The organism is Embleya sp. NPDC050493 (assembly GCF_044458105.1).
GTDB lineage: Bacteria > Actinomycetota > Actinomycetes > Streptomycetales > Streptomycetaceae > Embleya.
Genome location: NZ_JBITHP010000001.1, coordinates 469,786 through 492,943, shown reverse-complemented (window position 1 = coordinate 492,943; position 23,158 = coordinate 469,786). Strand labels below are relative to the sequence as shown.

The 23,158-nt window shown below is 72.7% G+C and carries 15 protein-coding genes and 1 pseudogene; 4 read left to right on the top strand and 12 right to left on the bottom strand.

The features are described 5' to 3' along the window. Window positions 1–582: 582 nt before the first annotated feature. The 4 genes from ACIBM5_RS01880 to ACIBM5_RS01865 all read right to left on the bottom strand — a co-directional run bounded on the left by ACIBM5_RS01880 (window position 583) and on the right by ACIBM5_RS01865 (window position 4,486). On the bottom strand, window positions 583–1,599 hold the full coding sequence (locus tag ACIBM5_RS01880) for a TIGR03617 family F420-dependent LLM class oxidoreductase (RefSeq protein WP_396004892.1): 1,017 nt from the start codon (window positions 1,597–1,599) through the stop codon (window positions 583–585). Next, complete coding sequence (locus ACIBM5_RS01875; protein ID WP_391582100.1) at window positions 1,596–2,501, bottom strand: SDR family NAD(P)-dependent oxidoreductase; 906 nt, start codon at window positions 2,499–2,501, stop codon at window positions 1,596–1,598. Before ACIBM5_RS01875 ends, ACIBM5_RS01880 begins: the two co-directional genes overlap by 4 nt. 105 nt (window positions 2,502–2,606) lie before the next feature. Next, window positions 2,607–3,239 (bottom strand): response regulator, encoded by a 633-nt coding sequence (locus tag ACIBM5_RS01870; protein ID WP_396004891.1) that lies wholly within the window; start codon window positions 3,237–3,239, stop codon window positions 2,607–2,609. Continuing rightward, a complete protein-coding gene (locus ACIBM5_RS01865; protein ID WP_396004890.1) occupies window positions 3,236–4,486 on the bottom strand; it encodes a sensor histidine kinase in 1,251 nt (416 codons plus the stop codon). The genes ACIBM5_RS01870 and ACIBM5_RS01865 overlap by 4 nt, the downstream gene beginning before the upstream one ends. A gap of 271 nt (window positions 4,487–4,757) precedes the next feature. On the opposite strand from ACIBM5_RS01865, the gene ACIBM5_RS01860 reads away from it, so the two are divergent. Further along, complete coding sequence (locus ACIBM5_RS01860) at window positions 4,758–5,315, top strand: heme-binding protein (RefSeq protein WP_396004889.1); 558 nt, start codon at window positions 4,758–4,760, stop codon at window positions 5,313–5,315. A gap of 227 nt (window positions 5,316–5,542) precedes the next feature. On the opposite strand, the gene ACIBM5_RS01855 is transcribed toward ACIBM5_RS01860, so the two are convergent. Together ACIBM5_RS01855 and ACIBM5_RS01850 are read right to left on the bottom strand one after the other, a co-directional pair. Further along, window positions 5,543–5,746, bottom strand: coding sequence for a hypothetical protein (locus ACIBM5_RS01855; RefSeq protein ID WP_391582096.1), 204 nt, complete (start codon window positions 5,744–5,746; stop codon window positions 5,543–5,545). Between the two features lie 675 nt (window positions 5,747–6,421). After that, window positions 6,422–7,029: pseudogene (locus tag ACIBM5_RS01850) on the bottom strand (family 1 glycosylhydrolase). Between the two features lie 85 nt (window positions 7,030–7,114). Between ACIBM5_RS01850 and ACIBM5_RS01845 the strand changes: the two are divergent. Further along, complete coding sequence (locus ACIBM5_RS01845) at window positions 7,115–11,065, top strand: ABC transporter ATP-binding protein (RefSeq protein WP_396004888.1); 3,951 nt, start codon at window positions 7,115–7,117, stop codon at window positions 11,063–11,065. A 493-nt stretch (window positions 11,066–11,558) separates the two neighbouring features. Here the strand turns inward: ACIBM5_RS01845 and ACIBM5_RS01840 are convergent, their stop codons facing one another. The 3 genes from ACIBM5_RS01840 to ACIBM5_RS01830 are packed head-to-tail and all read right to left on the bottom strand — an operon-like array spanning window position 11,559 to window position 15,562. Beyond that, window positions 11,559–14,099 (bottom strand): FtsX-like permease family protein, encoded by a 2,541-nt coding sequence (locus ACIBM5_RS01840; RefSeq protein ID WP_396004887.1) that lies wholly within the window; start codon window positions 14,097–14,099, stop codon window positions 11,559–11,561. Window positions 14,100–14,105: 6 nt separating this feature from the next. After that, window positions 14,106–14,885, bottom strand: a complete 780-nt coding sequence (locus ACIBM5_RS01835; protein ID WP_396004886.1) for an ABC transporter ATP-binding protein — start codon at window positions 14,883–14,885, stop codon at window positions 14,106–14,108. After that, a complete protein-coding gene (locus ACIBM5_RS01830; protein ID WP_396004884.1) occupies window positions 14,882–15,562 on the bottom strand; it encodes a hypothetical protein in 681 nt (226 codons plus the stop codon). The genes ACIBM5_RS01835 and ACIBM5_RS01830 overlap by 4 nt, the downstream gene beginning before the upstream one ends. A gap of 438 nt (window positions 15,563–16,000) precedes the next feature. Here ACIBM5_RS01830 and ACIBM5_RS01825 point away from each other — a divergent pair, with 438 nt between their 5' ends. Together ACIBM5_RS01825 and ACIBM5_RS01820 are read left to right on the top strand one after the other, a co-directional pair. Further along, window positions 16,001–17,263 (top strand): sensor histidine kinase, encoded by a 1,263-nt coding sequence (locus ACIBM5_RS01825; protein WP_396004883.1) that lies wholly within the window; start codon window positions 16,001–16,003, stop codon window positions 17,261–17,263. Continuing rightward, the gene (locus ACIBM5_RS01820; protein ID WP_396004882.1) at window positions 17,260–17,934 is read left to right on the top strand and encodes a response regulator; all 675 of its coding nucleotides are present in this window, start codon (window positions 17,260–17,262) and stop codon (window positions 17,932–17,934) included. Before ACIBM5_RS01825 ends, ACIBM5_RS01820 begins: the two co-directional genes overlap by 4 nt. A gap of 287 nt (window positions 17,935–18,221) precedes the next feature. Here the strand turns inward: ACIBM5_RS01820 and ACIBM5_RS01815 are convergent, their stop codons facing one another. From ACIBM5_RS01815 to ACIBM5_RS01805, 3 genes are all read right to left on the bottom strand, one after another. Further along, window positions 18,222–20,756, bottom strand: coding sequence for an ABC transporter permease (locus tag ACIBM5_RS01815; protein WP_396004880.1), 2,535 nt, complete (start codon window positions 20,754–20,756; stop codon window positions 18,222–18,224). Beyond that, window positions 20,756–21,589, bottom strand: coding sequence for an ABC transporter ATP-binding protein (locus ACIBM5_RS01810; protein WP_391582088.1), 834 nt, complete (start codon window positions 21,587–21,589; stop codon window positions 20,756–20,758). Before ACIBM5_RS01810 ends, ACIBM5_RS01815 begins: the two co-directional genes overlap by 1 nt. A gap of 164 nt (window positions 21,590–21,753) precedes the next feature. Continuing rightward, the gene (locus ACIBM5_RS01805; RefSeq protein WP_396004879.1) at window positions 21,754–23,139 is read right to left on the bottom strand and encodes an MFS transporter; all 1,386 of its coding nucleotides are present in this window, start codon (window positions 23,137–23,139) and stop codon (window positions 21,754–21,756) included. Between the last annotated feature and the right edge of the window lie 19 nt (window positions 23,140–23,158).

Genomic DNA, 23,158 nt, shown 5'->3' with positions numbered 1-23,158 from the left:
GGCAAAGCTGACCATCCGTCAGATATTGCCGGCACCGCCGGGGCCCGCACCGACGCCGATGTGCCGGCCGGCGCCGGTTCACCGGCCGGCGGCGGGTCGGGCCGGTGGACGGCCGGCGTCCCGATCCGTTCCCGCGGCGCGGACCAATCCGCGCCGTCGCGCGTGTCGGCGCCGAAGCGGGGGCCGAGCAGGGCGGTGCCCGCGATGAACAGGACCAGGGACCAGGCGACATACGCGTTCACGACACACTCCCGGCGGCACGATGGAATCGGCCTGCACAACGACCAGGCCAGTTCCCATTGTTCGCCCGACTGGCCTGCCCATAAAGAGCCAATCCCCGGGAGGTGGACTGTGTTCGACGACCCATGGGGATCGGATATGGCGATCCTCCGGCGCGAAGGGGTACCGAGGCGGCATCGTGGCCTCAAGCTCCCGCCGGGCCCGGGACGGTACCGGCGGGGCAGCCGGCGGCGTGCACCTCCCCCCAGTGCGCCGCCGAGGAAGGCGGGCCCGCGGGCATTCCCCCCGCTCGCGGGCCCGTCGCCCGCTCCCGACACCGATCCCCCGGCCGGCGGGCCCGGTTCAGCGCAGCGCGAGCACCACGTCCCGGATCCGCGCATCGTGCGCCGGATCGACCGGCAGCGGCACGGTGACCGCATCCACCAGACCGCCCCAGCGCGCCCGGATCAGCGCGGGCAACTCCTCGTACGGCGCCATCGGCACCAGCGTGTCCAGCACCTCGTCGGTGACGTGCCGAGCCAACTCGGACCAGTCGTCCCGGCGGATCATCTGCTGCAACCGGTCCTGGAGTTCGCCCCATCCGTACAGGTCGAGCGTGCCGCGATACGCGGGTGTCGAGTACAGGAACGCGAACAGCCGTCGCTGCCGCTCGCGTTCCGCGGCCAGCCCGGCCCGGGCCGGGCCGGCGATCAGTTGGGTGCCGGCGACCAGTTCGAACGCGCGCGGAACCGCCGCGCGGGCCCGGCCCTCGGCCACCGCGGGACGGGCGACGGTCTCCAGCCAGCGCGGGCCGGAGTTGGTGGGATGGGTGACCAGGCCGTCGGCGAGTTCGCCGGCGAGCGTGCACATCGCCCGGCCGACCCCGCCGAGCAGGATCCGCGGGGCGGCGGTGTCCGGATCCGGGCCGGGGTTGAAGTACGGCTGCATCCGGGTGAGTCGGTAATGCGGTCCCTCGTACCCGGGTGGTTCGCCGGTCCGGAACGCCTGGAAGGCGGCCCGCACCGCGCCCACGTAGTCGCGCATCCGGGCCACCGGCGGCGACCACGGCATTCCGTACCGGTCCTCGATGTTCTGCCGCACCTGGCTGCCCAGGCCGAGTTGGAAGCGCCCGCCGGAGAACCGGGCCAGGTCCCACGCGCCGTACGCGGTCAGCAGCGGCGAGCGCACGAACGCCGGCGCGACCGACGTGCGCACCACGATCCGCTCGGTGTGTTCGAGGGCGAGCAGCGCGACCGCGAACGCGTCGTGCACCGTCTCGGCCACGTGCAGCCCGTCGAACCCGGCCGCCTCGGCCCGGCGCGCGTGCGCCGCCACCTCGCGCAGCGGCAGCCGCGGATCCATCCCGGTGTAGACCCTCACCAGGGGAAGTCTTCGCCGACCAAGCCCTCGGACAGCGTCCACAACCGCGCGGCGTCCGCCTCGTCCAGGGCCCACGGCGCGTGCTCGGTGGTGATCGCGCAGTCCGCGAGGTAGACGCCGCCGACGTCCGCGAGTTCGCTCCCGACCGCCGCCCAGACCTGGGTCGCCGCACCGTTCGCGACCTGCTTGAGCGGCGGCATGTTCGCGGCGGTGACCTTCTTCTGCAGGTCGCGCCCGGCGTCGCGGGTCATATGCCGACCGAGGTTGGTCGCCACCATGCCCGGGTGCACCGCCAGGGACCGTACGCCGCGCCCGCGCAGCCGGCGATCGAGTTCGACGGTGAACAGGATGTTGGCGGTCTTGGACGCGCCGTACGCCTGCCAGGGGTGGTAGTCCTGCGGCGCGCTCTCGTAGTTGGGGTCGGCCCAGCGGATCCCGGACGCGACGTGCCCGGCGGAGCTGAGGTTGACCACCCGCGCGCCCGGACCGAGGGTGGGCACCAGCAGGTTGGTCCACAGGAAGTGGCCCAGGTGGTTGGTGCCGAATTGCAGCTCGAAGCCGTCCGCGGTGCGGGCGAACGGAGTCGCCATCACTCCCGCGTTGTTGAGGAGCACGTCCACCTTCGGAAAGCGCTCACGCAGTTCGGCGGCGCCGGCGCGGATCGAGGCGAGCGAGGTGAGGTCCAGGACGACGTACTCCACCGTCGCGGGCAGCTCCGCGACCGCCGCCCGGCCCTTGTCCGCGTCCCGCGCGGTCAGCACCACGTGCGCACCCGCCGCCGCCAGCGCCCGCGCGCTCTCCCGCCCCAGGCCGGAGGTGCCGCCGGTGATCACGATGGTGCGGCCGGTCGGGTCCAGGCCCGCCAGGACGTCGTCGGTGGTGGTGTCGGGTCCGAATGGCATGGCACACTCCGCCGGATAGATGCTTGACTGTGTCGAGCACTATGCGGCGCGGCCGGCGGGTTTGCAAGACCGCGGGTGCGCTCCGGACGCCGGGATGACGGGTCGTCAGGTCAGCCGGATCAGGCGCCGCTCGGTGGCCACGCTCACCGCGGCGGTCCGGGTGTCCACGCCGAGCTTCGCGTAGATGTGGCCCAGGTGGGTCTTCACCGTGGCCTGCGAGATGAACAGTTCCCGGGCGATCTCCGCGTTGCCGACGCCGCGCGCGAGCAGGTGCAGGATCTCCACCTCGCGTGCGGTGAGCGTGTTGTCCGGCTTGCGCATCCGCGTGAACAGGCGCGCGGCCACCTCGGGAGCCAGTACGGTCCGGCCCGCCGCAGCGTCGTGCACCGCGCGGAACAGGTCCTCGGGGCTGCCCGCCTTGAGCAGATAGCCGGCCGCCCCCGCCTCGATCGCACGGGAGACGTCCGCGTCCGTGTCGTACATCGTCAGCACCAGCACGTGCGGCGGCTCGGGCAGCGCGAGCAGGCGCCGGGTGGCCTCGACGCCGTCGATCCCGCCGACCAGTTGCAGATCCATCAGCACCACGTCGGGGCGCAGCGCGGCGGCCAGCCGAACAGCCTCCTCCCCGCTCGCCGCCTCGCCCACCACCTCGATGCCCGCCTCGCCGGCGAACAGCGCGAGCAGGCCGGCCCGGACCACGGCGTGGTCGTCGCACACGAGCAGGCGAATCGGGTTCACGGTGCGGCTCCCGGGGTCGGGCGGGGGGTGGGCTCGGCAGCGCCGTCCGCGGCCTGCGGCGCGGGGGCGGGGGACGGGTCGGCGCGGGATGGGTCGGCGCGGGATGGGTCGGCCGGCGGCGCGTCGGCCGCGTCGGGGACGGTGGCGGCCAGGGCCGTGCCCTCGCCGGGGGCGCTCTCGACGGTGAGTTCACCACCCAGCTCGGCCAACCGGCGGCGCAGCGACGGAAGGCCGTAGCCGCGCAGCTCGCCCACGCGGGTCAGGCCCGGGTCGAAGCCGACGCCGTCGTCGCGGATGTCCAGCGCCACCCGATCCGGCAGGTAGGTGAGACTCACGTGCACGGTCCGGGCCCGGGCGTGTTCGCGCACGTTGGCCAGCGCGCCCTGGGCGGTCCGGGTGAGTGCGGCCTGCACCGGCTCGGCCAGTGCGCGGATCCGGCCGTCCACGGCGAGGGTGACGTTCGGCCCGTCCTCGCTTCGGAACCGCTCGACGACCCGGGCCAGGCCGCCCGCGAGGCCGGGGTCGTCGGCGAGTTCGGCGGGTGCCAGGTCGCGGACGAACCGGCGGATCTCCTCGACGCCGAGCGCCGCCACCTGTTCCGCCCGATGCACGTGCGCGCGAGCGGCGGCGGGGTCGGTGTCCCAACTGCGGTCCGCGGCCTGGAGCAACATCCGCAGGCTGGAGGTGCCCTGCGCGATGGTGTCGTGGATCTCCCGGGACAACCGCTCCCGCTCGGCCAGCACGCCCGCTCGGCGCTCGCTGACCGCCAATTCGTCGACGGTCTCGCGCAGCCGTCGCTCGTCGCTGCGCATCCGGGTGAACACGGCGGTGGCAATCGCGGCCACGGCGGGCGGGCCGAGGAACAGGCTGGGGTCGATGGTGTCGGCGAGTCGGTACTGGGCGATCACCACGGCGCCGGTGAGCAGCACCACCGTGCCGATCGCCGCCCGGGTCGACAACACCCGCAGCCCGGTGTAGAGCAGCGGCACCGCGCACCACGCGAAGCTCGGCGCAACGGTGACCAGCGCCAGCCAGGTGGCGAGCACCGCGGTCAGCCAGGCCGCTCGGGCGGACGAGGGGTCCTCGGGCAGGGTCAGGCCGGCCAGGTAGAGCACGGCGAGCAGCAGCGCGAGCGCGAGTACCCACGGAGCCCGGCCGTCGGTGCCGTGCCGGACCGTGTATCGGCCGAGCGACGCGGCGAGCAGCAGCAGGAAACCCGCGTGGATCACCAGCCCGGCGTGCCGCACCGGCCATGGCTCTGTTCGCTGTCGTGGCACGACGTACCTGTTCCCTGTCCCGCTCGGCTCGATCACGCGCGACGCGCGCGGATCGACGATCCCCTCCACCGTGGACCGGCTCGCCCGGGTCCGGATCGGCCGATCGGTTGATCTTCGCACCGCCCGACCGGCGCGCCGGAACCGGCGACTCTGCCGATGGCGGGCGGGCGGATCGACGGGAGTGTGGAGGCATCGGGGCAATGCCCGGGAACGACGCAGGAACGTGAAAGAGGTACGGACGATGAGCAACTTTTCGACGCGTGGTCGGGTGCTGACCGGGGTCTTCTCGCTTGCGGCGGTCGGCGCGGTCACCGCCGGTGTCGCGGCGGCCCAGGTGCCCGGCACCGCCGAGGCCAAGCACGACGAGCGCCCGGCGGCGGCCGTGGTGTCGGTCAAGACGCTGGGCGTGGACGCCGCGAGCAAGGCGGCCCAGGCCGCCCTCGACGCCGCCGAGAAGGACGGCCAGAAGGTCACCGTGGTCGTGGTCGCCCGGGACGGCTCCACCCGCGTGGTGCTCAAGGGCGACGGCGCCGGCCCGCAGTCGGAGGAGTCGGCCCGGCGCAAGGCGTTCACCGCCGTGTCCTGGAACGCCCCGACCTCGGCGCTCGCCCAGCGGGTCACCGCGCCGGGCGCATCGCTCCGGGACATCCCCGGCACGCTGTTCCTGGCCGGCGCGGTGCCGGTCGCCGTGGACGGCGCCCCGATCGTGGGCATCGGGGTGGCCGGTGCTCCCGGCGGCGACTTGGACGAGAAGTACGCCGCCGAGGGTCTGAAGGCGATCGCCGGTCAGCTGAAGTAGCCGAGCGCCGAGCCCGCCCGCGCGCCCGACGGGACCGGGCGCCGGGCCTGCTCCCCGGCGTCGGGCGATTCCGGATCGAGGGGACGAGGCACCGCTCCTCGCCCCTCGACTCCGGGTCCGGGTCCGGGTCCGGGTCCGACCCTGTCGGTTCCGGGGCCGACACCGCCTCCGCCGTCGCCGGGACCCGCCGGGTAGTGAGTCGCCGGGACCCGCCGGGTAGGGGGCGGTCAGCCGAAGAACACCGCACCGTCGGTGTTGAAGACCGCGCTCTGGAAGGGCAGCAGCAGTTGGGCCGGCAGGAAGCTGTCCGGCATCAACGGTTCGCGGGGCGTCTGCGCGGCGCGCGCCGCGGGAATGTACAGCGAGGCCATCGAACCGAAGATGACCGCCGTGATGATCACGGCCGCCTTGCGAAATCCGTGCTTGACCATGGAATTGCCCTTCACCGGGGACGTCGGGGGAAACGAATCGGCGTCCCGCCGCACTCGGGAATTCCGGGCACGGCTCCGCCGCGCCGCCCGGGGATTTCATGGCGGCGCGGCAACTCTAAGGTTTTGTCGGCAAAGGAAAAGACGCCGTTCGCCCTCCCGGGTGACGTCATCGGTTGGCCCAGGGCCCAGGACACGCAATTTCACTCGGAAGGGTGAGGATTGTGCGCCTGCGCGCTCCGGCACGTGTCCAAGTCCCGTGCCGGGCGTTATCCGGGCCGCCCGATGCCGATTCGCTCGCGCAGTCGGTGAAAGGACATTGCGGCGTCCGGTTCCCGGTCGGGAAGTCGACATGGATCAAGCCGAACCGTTGCCGGTACAAACGCGGGGATTGTTTCCTGGGTCGGCTCGTCCCGGTGACGAGAAACGACCCGCAGCACTCCTCGCTCCTGCCGGCTCCCGCCGGCCGGGCGGTATTCGGTCGGCCGGCAGGAGCGAGGAGACCTACGCGGGACGGGTGTCTCGCGCCCTCCGTCGCACCCCGAGCACCGAGCGGTGGCAACCACTCGCCCGCCGGGACGTCATGGGCGAGGCAGCGAGCGCGAACCGGAACGTGAAGGCCTCGGCCACGTCGCTTCGTACGCCGCGCCGTCCGCGCTCGGGGGCCGACCAGGTTTGTCACGGCAGCGGCGCGCCCAGCCCGCCCTCGGCGATCACCGTCGGGTTGTAGTGGTTCACGCCCAGGCCGGTGAGCGAACCGCCGATCAGGTCGAGGTCGCCGGGCTCGGCGAAGGGCAGCGCCGTACCGTCCTGGCCGTACACGCTCGGGTCCGGGTAGCGGCCGAGCAGCAGCGGGTCGGTGAACAGCCGATTGTGCAGCACGTCGTAGGCGGCCGCGGCGGCCTGATCGGCGGCGCTCTCGCTCGCGGCGGTCACCGGGGTCGGGTTGTTGCACACCAGGATGTGTTCGGCGCCGGCCTCGCGCAGCACCCCGGCGGCCGGACCGTGGCCGAGCAGTTGGTGGTGCGCGGCGGGCAGCGCGTCCAGGAGCAGCGCACGACCCGGCGCGTGCACGCCGAGCGCATAGCGGCCTGCGGCAGGTCCCAGTGGAACAGCGTCGGGGTGGGCGTGATGCCGCGTTCGATCAGCGCGTCGACCAGACGGTCGTAGAAGTCCAGGCCCGCCGAATTCGGCTTGCCCCGATCGTGCGGCTGGATCCGGGCGATCGACCGGGCCGGGCCGGCGCGCCTGCGGGCGGGTCCGGTCGGCAGCGGATCGCGGCCCATGATGGCCCGCGCGGTGTGCACGGTCCAGGGTGTGATCGGGTCATCCGAACATCGTTTTCTCGGTTGACAATTAGAATGGTTGTCCATGACAACCGGACCCGCGCCCGGCCGCCCCGAACAGGGTTGGCTACGCCGCCTGATGGCCGCCTCGTGGCGGTATCGAAGCAGCGTGCTGATCGCGTTCGGCGCGTCCCTGGTGGGCATGGCGGTCACCGCGCTGGTCCCGCTGGTGCAGCGCAGGGTGGTCGACGACGCGGTCGCCGGCGAGCTCGGCGGGCTGCTGCCGCTGTCGGTGCTGCTGCTGGGCGCGGCCGTGGTGGTCTTCGGCTGTACGTACGCGCGGCGCTATGTCGGCGGCAAGTTGTCCCTGGACGTGCAGTACGACCTGCGTACCCGCATCTTCGGCGCGCTCTCCCGACTGGACGGCGCCCGGCAGGACGAATTGCAGACCGGGCAGATCGTCAGTCGGGGGATCTCCGACGTGACGATGGTCCAGGGCTTCCTGTCGATGATCCCGATGATGACCGGCAGCGTGCTGCTCTTCGTCATCTCGCTCGGCGTGATGTTCTGGCTGTCGCCGCTGCTCACGCTGGTGTCGCTGGCGGTGGGGCCGGGTTTGTTCGCGGTGGCCTACCTGTCCCGGAAGCGGCTGTTCCCGGCCACCTGGCAGGCCCAGCAGGATGCCGCCGCGCTGGCCGGTGTCGTGGAAAGCGCGGTGACCGGGGTCCGGGTGGTCAAGGGCTTCGGGCAGGAGGAACAGGAGCTGGACCGGCTGGAGGCGGCCGGCCGCAGGCTGTTCGCCTCCCGGCTGCGCTCGGTCCGGTTGAACAGCCGGTACACGCCGACGCTTTCAGCGATCCCCGCCATCGGCCAGGTCGGCGTGCTCGCGCTCGGCGGCTGGTTGGCCGTCCGCGGCGAGATCACCCTGGGCACGTTCCTGGCCTTCTCCACGTATCTGGGCCAGCTGGTCGGGCCGGTGCGGATGCTCTCCGGCCTGCTGACCTTCGGTCAGCAGGCGCGGGCCAGCGTCGAGCGCATCTTCGAGGTGATCGACTCCCAGCCGATCGTCACCGAGAAGCCGGACGCCGAGGTGTTGCCGGTGGTGGCCGCGTCGGTGGAGTTGGCCGACGTGCGATTCGGCTACGTCGCCTCGCGGCCGGTGCTCGACGGGTTGTCGCTGCGGGTGGAGCCGGGCGAGACCCTGGCCCTGGTGGGCACCTCCGGATCGGGCAAGTCCACCGTGTCGATGCTGCTGCCCCGGTTCTACGACGTGCAGTCCGGCGCGATCCTGGTGGACGGGCGCGACGTGCGGGATCTGACCTTCGACTCGTTGCGCTCGGCGATCGGGCTGGTGATGGAGGACAGCTTCCTGTTCTCGGACACCGTGCGGGCCAACATCGCGTACGGCCGGCCGGACGCGACCGAGGAACAGGTCCTCGCGGCGGCGCGGGCGGCCGAGGCCGACGCGTTCATCCGCGAACTGCCGGCCGGCTACGACACGGTGGTCGGCGAGCAGGGGTTGACCCTGTCCGGCGGGCAGCGGCAGCGGGTCGCGCTCGCCCGGGCGTTGCTCACCGATCCGCGGATCCTGCTGCTGGACGACGCGACCTCGGCGGTGGACCCCAAGGTCGAGGCGGAGATCCATGCCACGCTGCACCGGGTGATGGCCGGGCGGACCACGATCCTGGTCGCGCACCGGCGCTCGACGCTGCAACTGGCCGACCGGATCGCGGTCCTGGATCGGGGCCGGCTGGTGGACGTGGGCAGCCACGACGAACTGAGCGCACGCTGCCCGCTGTACCGGCTGCTGCTGTCCGGGCCGGGCGAGGACGCCGAGGGGGTGGACGCGCACGAGGCGGCCGCGGCTGCCGGGTCGGTCGCGGCTGCCGATCCGGTCGTGCCTGCCGAGTCACCGGCGGTTGCCGAGTCGGTCGCGGTTCCCGAGCCGGTCCCGGCTGCCGGGCCGGTCGCGCCGCTCGACGCGAGCGGGGTGACGCCCGCGCTGTGGGATCGCTCGACGCCGGCCGACCCGGCGCCGGCGGCCGCGGCCGGTGCACTCGCCGGGACCGGGACGGGCGGTGGCCCACGCGGTTGGGCGGCCATGCTTCAGGCCACGCCGGAGTTGCTGGCCCAGGTGGACAAGCTTCCACCCGCGACGGATCGGCCCGACGTGGACGAAGCGCAGGCGCGGCGTTCCGACTCGGCGTTCGATCTGCGCTCGTTGTTGCGGCCCTTCCGGTGGGCGCTGTTGCTCGCCTTCGTCCTGGTGATCCTGGACACCGGCGCGCAACTCGCGCTGCCGGCGCTGATCCGGGACGGGATCGACCGGGGCATCGACGACGGGGCGACCGGCGCGATCATGACGGTGTCGCTGATCGCCGTCGTGATCGTGGCGGCCGACTGGTTCGTCAACGTCGCCCAGGCGCTGATCGCGGGCCGCACCGGCGAGCGGTTGCTCTACACGCTGCGGGTGAAGACCTTCGCCCATCTGCAACGGCTGGGCCTGGACTACTACGAACGCGAGTTGTCCGGGCGGATCATGACCCGGATGACCACCGACGTGGACGCGTTGTCCACGTTCCTGCAGACCGGGCTGGTCAGCGCGGTGGTCAGCGTGCTGACCTTCTTCGGGATCATGGTCGCGCTGCTCGTGCTCGACTGGGAGCTCGGGCTGATCGTGATGAGCGTGCTGCCGATCCTGATCGCGGCGACCGTGGTGTTCCGGTCCAGGTCGTCCAAGGCCTACACGGAGGCGCGCGAGAAGGTCAGCGTGGTCAATGCCGATCTCCAGGAGAACGTCGCGGGGTTGCGGACGTCGCAGGCGTTCCGCCGCGAGGGCCGCAACTCGGAGCGGTTCGCCGAACGCAGCGACGACTACCGAGCTTCGCGGCTGCGGGCGCAGCGCTATATCGCGCTCTACTTCCCGTTCGGGCAGTTCCTGTCCAACGTCGCGGCCGGCATCGCGCTGATCGTCGGGGCGCATCGGGTCGGCGGCGGGACGTTGTCGGCGGGTGCGTTGATCGCCTACCTGCTCTACATCGACATGTTCTTCTCGCCGATCCAGCAGCTCTCCCAGGTCTTCGACGGCTACCAGCAGGCGGCGGTGGGGCTGCGCCGGATCCGCGATCTGCTGCGTACCCCCACCACGACGCCGCCCCCGGCCGTGCCGGTACCGGTGCCGGCGAGCGGGCTCAAGGGGGCGATCGCCTTCGAGAACGTGCGATTCGCGTACAACGCACCCGCGTTCGTGAACTTCGCGGACGAGGACGCCACCGCCGTCGCCACCGCCGCCCGGTCGGGCGAGGACGGGCCGGGCGAGGGCGAGTCTGCGGCGGGCCCGCCCGAGGTGTTGTCCGGCATCTCGCTGTACATCGAGCCCGGCGAGACGGTCGCGCTGGTGGGACAGACCGGGGCGGGCAAGTCCACGCTGGTCAAGCTGGTGGCCCGGTTCTACGACGTGACCGCCGGCGCGGTGCTGGTGGACGGCGTGGACGTGCGCGACTACGACCTCTCGGCCTACCGACACCGGCTCGGCATCGTCCCGCAGGAGGCCTATCTGGCTCAGGGCAGCGTGCGGGACGCGATCGCGTACGGCCGCCCGGACGCCACGGACGCCGAGGTCGAGGCGGCGGCCCGCGCGGTCGGCGCACATGCCGCGATCGCCGACCTGAACGGGGGCTACCTGCACGACGTCGGCGAGCGTGGACGCAACCTGTCGGCGGGCCAGCGCCAACTGATCGCGCTCGCCCGCGCCTACCTCGTCGACCCGGACATCCTCCTGCTCGACGAGGCCACCGCCGCATTGGACCTGGCCACCGAGGCCGCAGTCACCCGCGCCACCGAGGCACTCACCGGCCGCCGCACCACCCTGGTCGTCGCCCACCGCCTGACCACCGCCGCCCGCGCCGACCGCATCGCCGTCATCGACCAGGGCCGCCTGGTCGAGCTCGGCACCCACACCCAACTCCTCACCCAGGCAGGCCCCTACGCCTCCCTATGGGCAGCCTTCACCGGCACGAAAGAACACGCGGCCTAACCCCCCATCCCACCCGAAATCCTTCACCCGTCCGGCACTTGAGGAAAACGGCGGCACACCCCCGACAGCCCATCGAACCAAACCCCTCAGCCCGGCCGGCGTTCGAAGCCACCTCGGCCGAAGGCCGGGTCCGGCCAGTCCGACGCTCAAGGACCGCCGCAACCTCACCGCACACCACGGACGCAACCCCGAACACCGACCGGACCGAATCCTCCAGCCCGGCCGGCGTTTGAGGACAACAACAACGCGACCCCGAACGCCGACCGAACCAAACCCCTCAGCCCGGCCGGCGTTCGAGGCCCCCGGCCGAAGGCCGGGTCCGGCCCGTCCGACCCTCAAGGACCGCCGCGACCTCACCGCACACCACGGGCGCAACCCCGAACACCGACCGGACCGAATCCTCCAGCCCGGCCGGCGCTTGAGGACAACAACAACGCGACCCCGAACGCCGACCGAACCAACCCCTCAGCCCGGCCGGCGTTCGAGGGCATCCCTACTCGGTCGCAACCGAGCGCAGGACCGGCAATCGCGCAGCCCGCGCAGCGGGCCTCGCCCCGGCCGCCAGGCCACCGAGCGCGCCCACCCCCACCAGCACCGCCAGTTGCACCGTGGGCACCGTGAACGGCAGCGCCGCCCCCGTATCGGCGCCGCCGATCGCGCGGATCGCCACCCAGCCCAGGAACAGGCCCACCACGAGCCCGCTCGCCGCACCGATCACCGCGACCAGCGTCGACTCCCAGCGCAGCGCCGACCGCACCTGGGAGCGCGCCGCGCCGATCGCCCGCAACAGGCCCAGCTCACGGGTGCGTTCGTAGGCCGCCAGAGACAGCGTGTTGGCGATCCCGCCCAGCGCGATCACCAACGCGAGCGCCAGCAACACGTAGACCACCGCGACCAGCGTCTGCAACATCGCGGCCCGCGCCTGCACGAACCCTTCCCGGTCCCGTACCGGCGGCGCGCCGTAGTCCTTGGCCAACCGCTCGACCGCCGCCTCGACCGTGTCCGTCGAGGTGCCCGGCGCCAACCGCAGCACCGTCGCCGCGTCCAGGGCCGCGTCCGCATGCGGCTCCCATGCGGTGCGATCGATGAGGTAGTCGCCGACCACGGCGGTGCGGTCGTAGAGCCCGGTGACCGTGAACATCTGCCGCGCACCGTCCGGGAAGGTGACCTCGGCGGTCGAGCCGACCTGCCAGCCCCGGTCCTTCGCGGTGTCCGCGGACACCGCCATGCCGTTCGCGCCGAGCCCGGTCACCCGCCCCTGCTTCACGTCGAGGTCGAACAGCCGGTCCAGCCGGTCCGAATCCACCGCCAGCAGTTGCCGACCGTGCCCGTCCACGAGCGCACCCGCGTTGCGGATCCCGGTCGCCGCGATCACGCCGGGCAACTCGGAAGCCCTGCGGGTGAGTTCGGGACTGTGACCGCCACCGGCCCAGCCGCCGGGCGAGGATCCGCCGATCACCAACTGTCCCGCGATCACCTTTCGGGTCTGCTCACCGGCACCCTCCTTGAGCGAGGCCGCGAACACGGCGAACAGCGTGACGATGGCGATTCCGAGCAACATCGCGGTCGCCGCCCCGGCCGTCCGGCGCGGACTGCGCAGCAGGTTGCCGCGGGCCAACGCGCCCGGCGCACCACGCAGTCGCGGCAGCGGGGCGGTCAGCGGTCCGCCGGCCGCCCGGATGCCCGCCGGGGCGACCAGCAGCACACCCGCGAGCAGGGCCGGCGCGGCGATCGCCAGTCCCACGAGGCCGCCGCCGGCGATGCCCACCGCGAGGCCGGCCGCAAGCAGCACCAGGCCCGCGATCAGTCGCCGCCGCGGCAGTTCGGTGCGCTCCGCGCCCGCCCCGCGCAGCGCCGTCACCGGTGCCACGCGCGAGCCGCGCACGGCCGGCACCAGGGCTGCGAACGCGGTCACCAAAATGCCGACGGGCAGCACCGTGAACACGGTGGACGCCTTGAACGTCAGCCCCCGGGCGGGCAGTTCGAAACCGAGTACGGCGAACAGCTCCTCGAGTCCGGCGGCCAGGCCGAGCCCGGCCGCAAGGCCGAGTGCGGAGGCCAGCACGCCGATCACCAGGGCCTCGATCAGCGCCTGTCGCAGCGCCTGACCCCGGCTCGCCCCCAGCGCCCGCATCAGCGCGACCTCCCGGGTGCGCTGCGCGGCCACCACGGAGAACGTGTGGTTGATCGAGAAGGCCGCGACGACCAGCGCGATCGCGGCGAAGACGGTCAGGAAGATGCGGAAGACGCGCAGGAAGCTGTCCTCCACTGCGGACACCGCCTCGCCGGTGGCCACACTGCCGGGCACCGCCTCGACGTCGGCCGGCAGCGCCTGTCGGATCCGCGCGGCCAGGTCCTTCTGGTCGGTGCCGGGCACCGCCCGGACCGCGATCGTGCCCACCTTGCCGGGGTCGCGCAGCACGTGTCGGCGCGCGCCGTCGAGATCGAAGGCGGTGTAGGAGCCGCCGCCGAAGGCGTCCAGGTCACCGAAGGTGGCCACGCCCACGACGGTCACCGGCACCGGCCCGGGGGTGAGCACCGTGACCCGGTCGCCGGGCTTCAGGTGCCCCTGTTTGGCGGTACCCCGGTCGATCACCACCTCGTCGGGCGCCGTCGGCGCGCGGCCGGTGGCCAACCGGTACGGCGTCAGGGCCGGATCGGGTATCCAATTACCCGCCGTCCGTGGGCCGTTGCCGGTCAGCGCCTTGCCGTCCTTGCCGACCACCTGGCCGTAGCCCTGGATCACCGGTTCGGCGCCCGCGACCCCGGGCACCGCCCGGACCCGGTCCACCAGTGCGGCGTCGATCGCGCCGCGCTGGGTGCCGGGTCGGTCGGTCACCGAGGTGGCGTTGCGCACCACCACGTCGGTACCGGCGCCGCTGTCCCGGATCAGCCCGCCGATGGAGGAGTTCATCGTGTCGGCGAGCACGAGCGCGCCGGAGAGGAAGGCGGTGCCCAGCAGCACGGCGAGGGCCAGGCCCACGAGCCGGCGTTTGCGGGCCCACAGGTTGGCGAGCGAGAGTCGGATCAACATCGCGCGTCACTCCCCTCGGGCGCCGGCACCCGCGGCGACACGGTCGAATGCCTTCATCCGGTCCAGCACCCGGTCCGGCGTCGGCGCCTGCATGTGGTCGGCTATCCGGCCGTCGGCCAGGAACACCACGCTGTCCGCGTAGCCCGCGGCGACCGGGTCGTGGGTGACCATCAGCACGGTCTGTTCGAGTTCGTTCACGGCGTCGCGCAGCAGCGCGAGCACCTCGGCACCGGAGCGCGAGTCGAGGTTGCCGGTCGGCTCGTCGGCCATCACGATCTCCGGCCGGCCGACCAGGGCCCGGGCCACCGCGACGCGCTGCTGTTGCCCGCCGGAGAGCTCGCCGGGCCGGTGGTGCAGCCGCTGCTGCAACCCGACCGCGGCGACCACCCGATCCAGCCAGGCCGGGTCCGTCCTGCGGCCCGCAAGCGATGCGGGCAGCACGATGTTCTCCAGCGCGGTCATCGTGGGCAGCAGGTTGAACGCCTGGAAGACGAACCCGATCCGGTCCCGGCGCAGCCGGGTGAGCTGCCGGTCGGTGAGCGAGCCCAGCTCGGTGTCGCCGAGGAAGACCGCGCCGTCGGTGACGTCGTCGAGGCCGGCCAGGCAGTGCAACAGCGTGGACTTGCCGGATCCCGAGGGGCCCATCACGGCGGTGAACCTGCCGCGCGGGAAGCCGATGGTGACGTCGTCCAGGGCGCGGACGACGGTGTCCCCCTCGCCGTGCACCCGCGAGACGCGTTCGGCGCGGGCCGCGTGGTTGTTCGTGGGGTCGATGGTGGTGGTCATGACAATCCTTCTCGGGAGAGGGGACGGGGTGAACGAAGGGGTGCGGGTCGGCCCGCAGCGGCGGGCTCCCGCACGGCGCCGGCCGGGTCGGTGTCGCCGGCGGCACCGGCCGAGGCGCGTCGAGTGTGCGGCGGACCGTCGGTGTGTCGGCCGGACCGCGGGCGACCGCGGCCGCGGTGGCCCGAAGGCTTGAAGACGGACAGCGCCGTCGAGACGATCAGCGCGAGCAGTTGGAAGATCACCACGACCAGATGCCAGGTCTGCAACGCCGGCAGTGCATCGGCGTCGCCGCCGGAGGCGGAGGCGGCGATCATCCGGTGAGCGAACTGGCTGACCACCCCGGCGCCGGCCACGATCACCGCGATCAGCAGCACGATCTTGATCTTGATCCAGAGGTGCTGCCACAGCCCCCACGGCGTCCGCAGACACAGCAGCACGCCGGTGATCAGGGACAGCACGGCGAACGGGATGCCGCCGGCCAGCGCGAATATCCGCATCAGTTGATACGCACCGTGTCGCAGCGCGGGGTCGTCGGTCGAGCGGGCCACGACCGCGATCAGCAGCATGACCCACTCGACGCCCAGCAGGCCGACCGCGAACACGACGTGCCCGGAGTTGACCGCCCTGCGAACGGACCTCGAATAGCGCCGTTTGCCGGTCGTCGGGGACGCGTTCACGGTGACCTCCTGGGAAGCAATGGCGGACGGGGGCGGGGTCGGGGCGTGGGCCCGAGCCGCATCGGCAAGGTGTGGAATCGGCTTCGCTCCGGGGCCTTGCCGACGGGATCAACTCTTCCGATTCGCGGCCCGGCCGGCGTCCGGCCCGGGGATGCACCGGACCTGCTGCCCCGGCAGGCCCAAGGGGGCGTCGACCAGCACGTTCCTGCTCCCTGGGGAGCAGTCCGCAGGGGCCTGCCTGCTTCCCCGGGAGCATGCGACAAGCCCACGCGCAGCCGACGCGCGCGGCGCCCCACGCGCCCTACCGTTGATCACATGACGTGCCCCTCGAATCCCCCGCCCCGGCGTCCGGGCTCGCGGCCCCGACCACCGTGGTCGCGGGTTTCCCGCCCCGGTGCGCACTGGCTCGCGCACACCCTCCGCCCGGTCCCGCCCGTCGTGCGCGACATCGCGCTCGGGGTGCTGGTCTGCGTGGTGCAACTGGGCACGATGCTCTTCGCGGCGCACCGCCAACCGGACGCCGCCCGGGACCAGGACGTGTGGAGCGTGCTGCTGATCGTCGCCGGCCCGCTGGCGCTGATCGTGCGCCGCCGTCACCGCGCCGGCGTACTCCTGGTGGCGGTCGGCACGGCGCTGCTCTACACGATGCTCGACTATCCGCGCGGCCCGATCTTCTTCGCGATGATCATCGCGTTGTGGGGCGCCTTCGCCGCCGGCCTGCGCCTGTTGGCGTATGTGGTCCTGGTGCTGGGCTACCTCGGCTTCGTCTGGATCTCGCCGCTGGTGACCTCCGAGCCGACGCCCGACCTCGCGCCCGCGTTGGGCATCGCCGCGTGGTTGCTGGTGCTCGCGGGCATCGGCGAGGTGGTCCGGCTGCGCCGCGCGTTCAACGCCGCCGAGGCGCAACGCGCCCGGGTGCAGTCGCTCGGCCTGGCCGAGGCCGAGCGCCGCCGAGCGGGTGACGAACGGCTGCGGATCGCCCGCGAGTTGCACGACGTGCTCGCGCACCACATCTCGCTGATGAACGTGCAGGCGTCGGTGGGCCTGGAGTTGATGGATTCCTCGCCGGAGCAGGCCCGCGAGGCGCTGACCGCGGTCAAGTACGCGAGTCGGGAGGCGCTGCGCGAGTTGCGCTCGGTGCTGGACATCCTCAAGGGCGACTCGGTCGACCGTTCGGGTCCGGACGGCGCCCCGCGCGCGCCCACCGCCGGCCTGGATCGGCTCGACGACCTGGTCGCGCGCACCTCGGCGGGCGGGCTGACCGTGCGGGTCGAGCGCGCCGGCACCGCCCGCCCGCTGAGTTCGGCGGTGGACCTGGCGGCATACCGGATCGTGCAGGAGGCGCTGACCAACACCCTGCGGCACGCCGCGGCGAGCGAGGCCGTGGTCAAGGTGACCTACGGCGATACCGGTCTGGAGTTGTCGATCCGCGACAACGGCCGAGGCGCCGGGCCCGAGCCGAGGCCGGCCCCCGCCGACGCGCTGAGTTCCGGCGGCAACGGACTGCACGGCATGCGCCAACGGGCCGCCGCGCTCGGTGGCCGCTGTGTCGCGGGGCCGGTGCCCGGGCGCGGCTTTCACGTCCAGGCCCACCTGCCCTACGGTGATCGCGCCGACGGGCAGGATGGCAGCGGGCGTGCGCCGACCCGGTCGGCGGCGACCGCCGGCGGTCCGACGCGGCCCATCGAGGGGGATGCATGATCAGGTTGGTGCTGGCCGACGACCAGGCCCTGGTGCGCGCGGGCTTTCGGGCCCTGTTGTCCGCGCAGCCGGACATGGAGGTCGTGGGCGAGGCGGGCGAGGGCGGCGAGGCGATCCGGCTCACCCGCGAGTTGCGCCCCGACGTCGTGCTGATGGACATCCGGATGCCGGGCATGGACGGCTTGGAGGCCGCCCGGGTGATCGCGGCGGACCCGGCGTTGACCGATGTGCGGGTGGTCATCCTGACCACGTTCGACCTCGACGAGTACGTCTTCGAGGCGCTGCGCAACGGCGCGAGCGGCTTCCTGGTCAAGGACACCGAACCGGCCGAACTCCTGCGCGGGGTGCGGGTGGTCGCGGCGGGCGACGCGCTGTTGTCGCCGAATGTGACCCGCCGATTGATCGAGGAGTACGCGGCCGGCGCCTCGCGCCCCACCGCCCCGCCCTCCGCCGAACTGGCCCTGCTCACCGAACGCGAGCGGGAGATCGTCGGGTTGGTCGGCCGCGGGTTGTCCAACGACGAGATCGCCGAACACCTGGTGCTCAGTCCGCTCACCGCGAAGACCCACGTGAGCCGGGCGATGACCAAGCTGTCCGTGCGCGACCGGGCCCAACTGGTGGTCTTCGCCTACGAAACCGGCCTGGTCACACCGGGCCGCACATCCCCCTGAACAACCGCGCCCCAATCGGCCCCGAAAACCCCACCGAACCGCACCGAACCGCACCGGCCCGCATCGGGCCCGACCCGGCCGGGCCCGGCCGCGCCCAACCAGGCGGCTCCTCCCCGATCCACCGACACCCACCGACCCCGTCCCGACCCGGCCCGACGGCCCGGGCCCAGACACAATCCCGAACCCGAACCCGAACCCGAACGCACGAAAGCGCCGGACGGACCAGGATCGGTCCGTCCGGCGCTCGTACCGTGGCGACTTCGGCTATCGGCCGATTGCCGCGCGCCCTACTCCTTGGCGCCGACCGCCTCGATCGGAGTCGACCGCAACAACCGGCGGGCCACCGGGGCCACCGTCAGCGGCGCCAGGAGCAGCGCCGCCGCGCTGATCGCCAGGCAGAGCGGCAGCGGCACATACGGCACGGTGGTCCCGTAGGAGCCCTTGTTGACCGGGACCAGCGTGGCCAGCGCCACCGACAGGCCCAGGCCCAGGCCGATCACGCCCACCATGATCGCCTCGCGGCGGATCACCGCCCGAACCTGAGCGGTGGTGCTGCCGATCATCCGCATCAGGCCCAACTCCCGCGTGCGCGCCGCGGTGGTGACCGCCATCGTGTTGATCGCCGCGATCGTGGCGAAGCCCGCGAGGATGACCAGCATCACGTAGTTCAGCCACTTGTTGGTCTCGCGGTCCTTGTCCATCTGCGTGGCGTACCCGGCACGGTCCGCGACCGACGCGCCCGCGTGACGCCCGGTCAGCGTGCTCAGCGCCGCGTCGGTGGCCCGGGTGTCCGCACCCGCGGCGAACCTCACCAGCAGGCGGGTGTCCATCGCGGTCTGCACGTGCCCGGCGACCGCGGCCCGCGGCAGCGTCACGGCCGCGGTGCCCAGCCCGCGGTCGTACAGGGCCACCACGGTCGGCCTGATCTCCGTGCCGTCGCCGAGCCACATCGACACCTGCCCGCCGACCCTGCCGTGCAGCGCCGAGGCGATCATCCGGTCCAACGCGACCGCACCACCCGCCGGTTGCGGCGCACCGGGCCGCAGCGCATCGGTGCTGCCCTCGCGCACGTCCAGGTCCAGCGTGCTCGCCAGATCCTTCGTGGTGCCGCCGATGCCCTGCGCGCTCTGCTTCTCCAGGCCGCCGCTGCGGACGACCACGACAGAGGTGTTCAGCACCGAGGTCACCGACGCCACACCAGGGGTGCCCGCGACCTCGGCGGCGGTCTGCGCGGTGAATCCGGGCCCGGCCAGCACCCGGTCCGCGGTCACCGCGTCCTTGGACTGCACGCTCGCGTAGTGGTCCTCGGCAGCGAACATGAAGCTCAGCGTCGCGGCGAAGGCGACCGACAGCGCGATCGGGGTGATCGCCGAGGCGAGGCGCCGCGAGTTGGCCCGGGCGTTGTCGAACGCCAGTTGTCCGGTGGTGCCGAACAGGCTTCCCACCCAGCCGAGCAGCGTCACCAACACGTGCGCCAGGCTCGGGCCGAGCAGGCCGATCGCGACCATGAACAGCATGACCACGCCACCGGCCGCGGCGACCGCGTCCTCACCGGTCGCATTCAGCGCGATCCGGGTCACCGCGATCCCGCCGCCGAGTGCGCCCAGACCCAGCACCAGCCGGAACCAGCCGACGAAGGCCCGTTCGGTGGCGGCGTCGCCCAGTGCCTCGGTGGGCCGGATCTTCGCGCTGCGCCGGGCCGCGAGCAGGCCCGCGCCCAGTGCGGTGAGCGTGCCCGCGCCGACCGCGACGAGCATCGGGATCGGGCCGACCGACACCTCGACGCCGGGTGCGATGAGCCCGCGGTCGTCCATCGCGCCGAACCACCAGTGGGCCAGCAGCGTGCCGGGCAGCACCCCGAGAGCACCCGCGACCAGCGAGACCAGACCGGTCTCGGTCGCGATCATCCGGCGGATCTGCCACGGGGTGGCGCCCACCGCGCGCAACAGGGCGATGTCCCGACGGCGCTGGCCCACCGACAGCGCGGTCGCGCCGGCGACCACGAAGATCGCCACCGCGAGCACGATGCCGCCCAGGGTGCCGCCGATCGAGGTGAGCATTTCCTTGGTTTCGCCGAACTGGGCGAACTCGACCGCACCGCGGGCGTCCCCGGTGGACACCTTGGCGCCGGTGCCGGCCAGTGCGGTCCGCACGTCGTCGGCGACCTTGCCGGTGTCCGCGCCGGCCGCCGGGAGCACCCCGATCGCGGTGACCGTGCCGGGGTGTCCGGCCAGGCGCTGCGCCTCCGCGTCCGCCACGTACAGGTGTGCGCCGTGGCCCGGCACCACGCCGGTCACCCGCAGCGCGACCTCACCGCCCGGCGTGGCCACCCGCAGCGTGTCGCCGACCTTGGTCGCACCGGCGGCGGCCGTGGTCAGTACGGCCTGCCCCGCACCGGGCGCGGTGCCCTCGCGGGTGCCCGCCAGCGGCGCCGAGGACCACCCGTGGGCGTCCAGGACGACCCGGTCGGTCTGTGCCGGGAAGGTCAGGTCGGGAACGACCGTACGCACCCCCGGCACCGCGGCGATCCGGCCCGCGAGCCCGGCGTCGATCCGGGACCGCTCGGGCAGCGGCGCGGACTCGGTGTACGTGCCCTCGCCGTGGCCCAGTCGCTTGCTCACCTTGTCCGCGCCGCTGACCAGCACGGGCGTGTCGGCGTAGCGCTCGGGTGCGGAGTGTGCGCGCAGGCCGGTCTCCATGAACACGCCGCACATCGTGACCAGCATCGCGGCGAACAGCAGCGCCACGAACGAGCCGGCGAAGGACGCGGGCCGAAAGCGCACCGAGGTGCGCGCGAGACCGTTGGGTCGAAGAAGGGACATCAGGCGGCCTGTTCCTGTCGGGTGCCCACCTGCGAGAGGTCGACCATCCGGGCGGCGACCGCCTCGGGGGTGGGCCGGTACAGCTCACCCGCGAGGTTGCCCTCGGCCAGGAAGACCACCCGGTCCGCATAGGACGCGGCGACCGGGTCGTGGGTGACCATGACGATGGTGGCGCCGGTGTCGTCCACCGCGCGGCGCAGCAGGCCGAGCACCTCGGCGGCGGTGGTGGTGTCCAGCGCACCGGTGGGCTCGTCCGCGAACAACACGTCGGGCCGGGTGACCAGCGCGCGGGCGATCGCCACGCGCTGTTGCTGGCCGCCGGACAGTTGGGCGGGCCGCCGGTTCGCGTGCCGGTCCAGGCCGACCATCGCGAGCACGTCGGCGGCGCGCCGGCGGTCCGCGCGTACCCCCGCCAGGCGCAGCGGGAGCAGGACGTTCTTCTCCACGGTCAGCGAGGGCAGCAGGTTGAACGCCTGGAAGACGAAGCCGAGCCGGGTCCGGCGCAGCCGGGTGAGTTCGTTCTCCTTCATCGCGGTCAGGTCGTCGGTGCCCAGCAGCACCCGGCCGCCGTCCGGCCGGTCCAGGCCCGCGGCGCAGTGCAGGAACGTGCTCTTGCCGGATCCGGACGGACCCATCACCGCGGTGAACGTGCCCCTGGGGATGGCCAGGTCGATGCCGCGCAGCGCGTGTACCGCCGACGCGCCCTTGCCGTACGCCTTGGTCACCGCGTCCAGGCGCACCGCGCAGTCGACCGACGCGGGCGCCGCGTACCGCGGGGTGTACGCGGCATCCTTCTTCGCCTGCCGTGTACCGCGACCGCCTCGCCCGAACATGCTGCCTCCCGTGCCTCGTAACGCCTGTCGAAACCAACGGGTTCGACGCTACGGATGGGGGGGTGTGCGGCACGAGGGTGCGACCACGCGGATCGGGGGTGGGGTCAACCCCACCCCCGTCGGGGGGCAGGGACGTACGGCCGGGGCGACGCCCGGCCGCGGGCTCAGCCGACGGGGCGGGCGCCCGGCTTGGCCCGGCTGGGCACCACGAAGGTGACGCCGAGGGCGACGAGCGCGGCGACCGCGGCGCAGCCGAAGGTCAGGACGAAGCCGCGTTCGGCGGGCAGTCCACCCGGGCCGGGGTTGGCGGTGAGCAGCGTCGTGGAGATCGCGCTCGCGCAGGACATGCCCACGGTGCGGGCAATCGTGTTGATGCCGGTGGCGATGCCGGTCTGCTCGACCGGGACGGCGCCGACGATCAGGTTGGCCATCGCCGACATGGCGAGCCCGATGCCGATGCCGAAGACGAACATCGCGACCAGGATGTGCCAACCGCTGGTGTGCAGGAGCGCCAGGAAGGTGAAGCCCGCGGCCATCAGCACACAGCCGGCGACCATGGCCATCTTCGAGCCGAATCGTTTGTCGATCACGCCCGCCATCGGGCCGATCAGCAACATCGCGAACGCCTGCGGGAGCACGTACAGGCCGGACACGGTCACCGTGGTCCCGAAGCCGTAGCCGGTGCTCTCGGGCATCTGCAGAAAGCGCGGGACGAGCAGCATGCCCGCCATCATCGAGAAGCCGACGAGCAGGCCGCCGAGGTTGGTCGCCCACACTCCGCGCAGCCGCATCACCCGCATGTCCACGAGCGGTTCGTCCGTGCGCGACTCGGCGAACACCCACAGTCCGAGGAAGACGAAGCCGGCCACGAACAGGCCGACGGTGTTCGTCGAGCCCCAGCCCCAGGACTCGCCCTTGCTCAGCGCCAGCATCACGCCGACCAGGCCGAGCGACAACAGCGCACCGCCGAGCCAGTGGATCCTTGTCTTGACCCGGACCGGCGAGTCGGGGATCAGGAACCACGACGCGATCGCGGTGATCAGGCAGGTCACCATCGGGATCCAGAACAGCCAGTGGTAGGACAGGTGGTCCATGATCGGGCCGGTGACCACGATGCCTATGCCGCCGCCGATGCCCATGATCGCGGACATCAGGCCGATCGCACCGGCCCGGCGCTCCGGCGGGAACTCGTCGCGCACGATGCCGAAGGAGAGCGGGAAGACCGCGCCGCCGAAGCCCTGGATCACCCGGCCGATGATCATCAGTCCGACCGAGTCGGCGAGCGCACACACCAGCGAGCCGAATGCGAGCATGCCGATGGTGAACACGAACAGGCGCTTCTTGCCGTACATGTCGCCCAGGCGCCCGAGGATCGGCGTGGTCACCGAGGCGCACAGCAGGTAGCCGGTCATCAGCCACGAGGTGGCGTCGGCGGTCGCACCGATCTCGGTCTGGATCTGTGGGAGGGCCGGCGCCAGCATCGACTGGAGCAGCGAGTAGGTCAGCGCACCCATGATCAGGACGAGCAGGACGAATCCCGTCCGGCTCATGCCCGCGGACGAGGTCTTG

What these genes read in the sequence shown, in the direction of transcription:
- ACIBM5_RS01875 (WP_391582100.1), bottom strand. Translation starts at nt 2,501, where the DNA reads ATGCCATTCGGACCCGACACCACCACCGACGACGTCCTGGCGGGCCTG.
- ACIBM5_RS01860 (WP_396004889.1), top strand. Translation starts at nt 4,758, where the DNA reads ATGAGCAACTTTTCGACGCGTGGTCGGGTGCTGACCGGGGTCTTCTCG.
- ACIBM5_RS01855 (WP_391582096.1), bottom strand. Translation starts at nt 5,746, where the DNA reads ATGGTCAAGCACGGATTTCGCAAGGCGGCCGTGATCATCACGGCGGTC.
- ACIBM5_RS01845 (WP_396004888.1), top strand. Translation starts at nt 7,115, where the DNA reads ATGACAACCGGACCCGCGCCCGGCCGCCCCGAACAGGGTTGGCTACGC.
- ACIBM5_RS01840 (WP_396004887.1), bottom strand. Translation starts at nt 14,099, where the DNA reads ATGTTGATCCGACTCTCGCTCGCCAACCTGTGGGCCCGCAAACGCCGG.
- ACIBM5_RS01835 (WP_396004886.1), bottom strand. Translation starts at nt 14,885, where the DNA reads ATGACCACCACCATCGACCCCACGAACAACCACGCGGCCCGCGCCGAA.
- ACIBM5_RS01820 (WP_396004882.1), top strand. Translation starts at nt 17,260, where the DNA reads ATGATCAGGTTGGTGCTGGCCGACGACCAGGCCCTGGTGCGCGCGGGC.
- ACIBM5_RS01815 (WP_396004880.1), bottom strand. Translation starts at nt 20,756, where the DNA reads ATGTCCCTTCTTCGACCCAACGGTCTCGCGCGCACCTCGGTGCGCTTT.
- ACIBM5_RS01810 (WP_391582088.1), bottom strand. Translation starts at nt 21,589, where the DNA reads ATGTTCGGGCGAGGCGGTCGCGGTACACGGCAGGCGAAGAAGGATGCC.
- ACIBM5_RS01805 (WP_396004879.1), bottom strand. Translation starts at nt 23,139, where the DNA reads ATGAGCCGGACGGGATTCGTCCTGCTCGTCCTGATCATGGGTGCGCTG.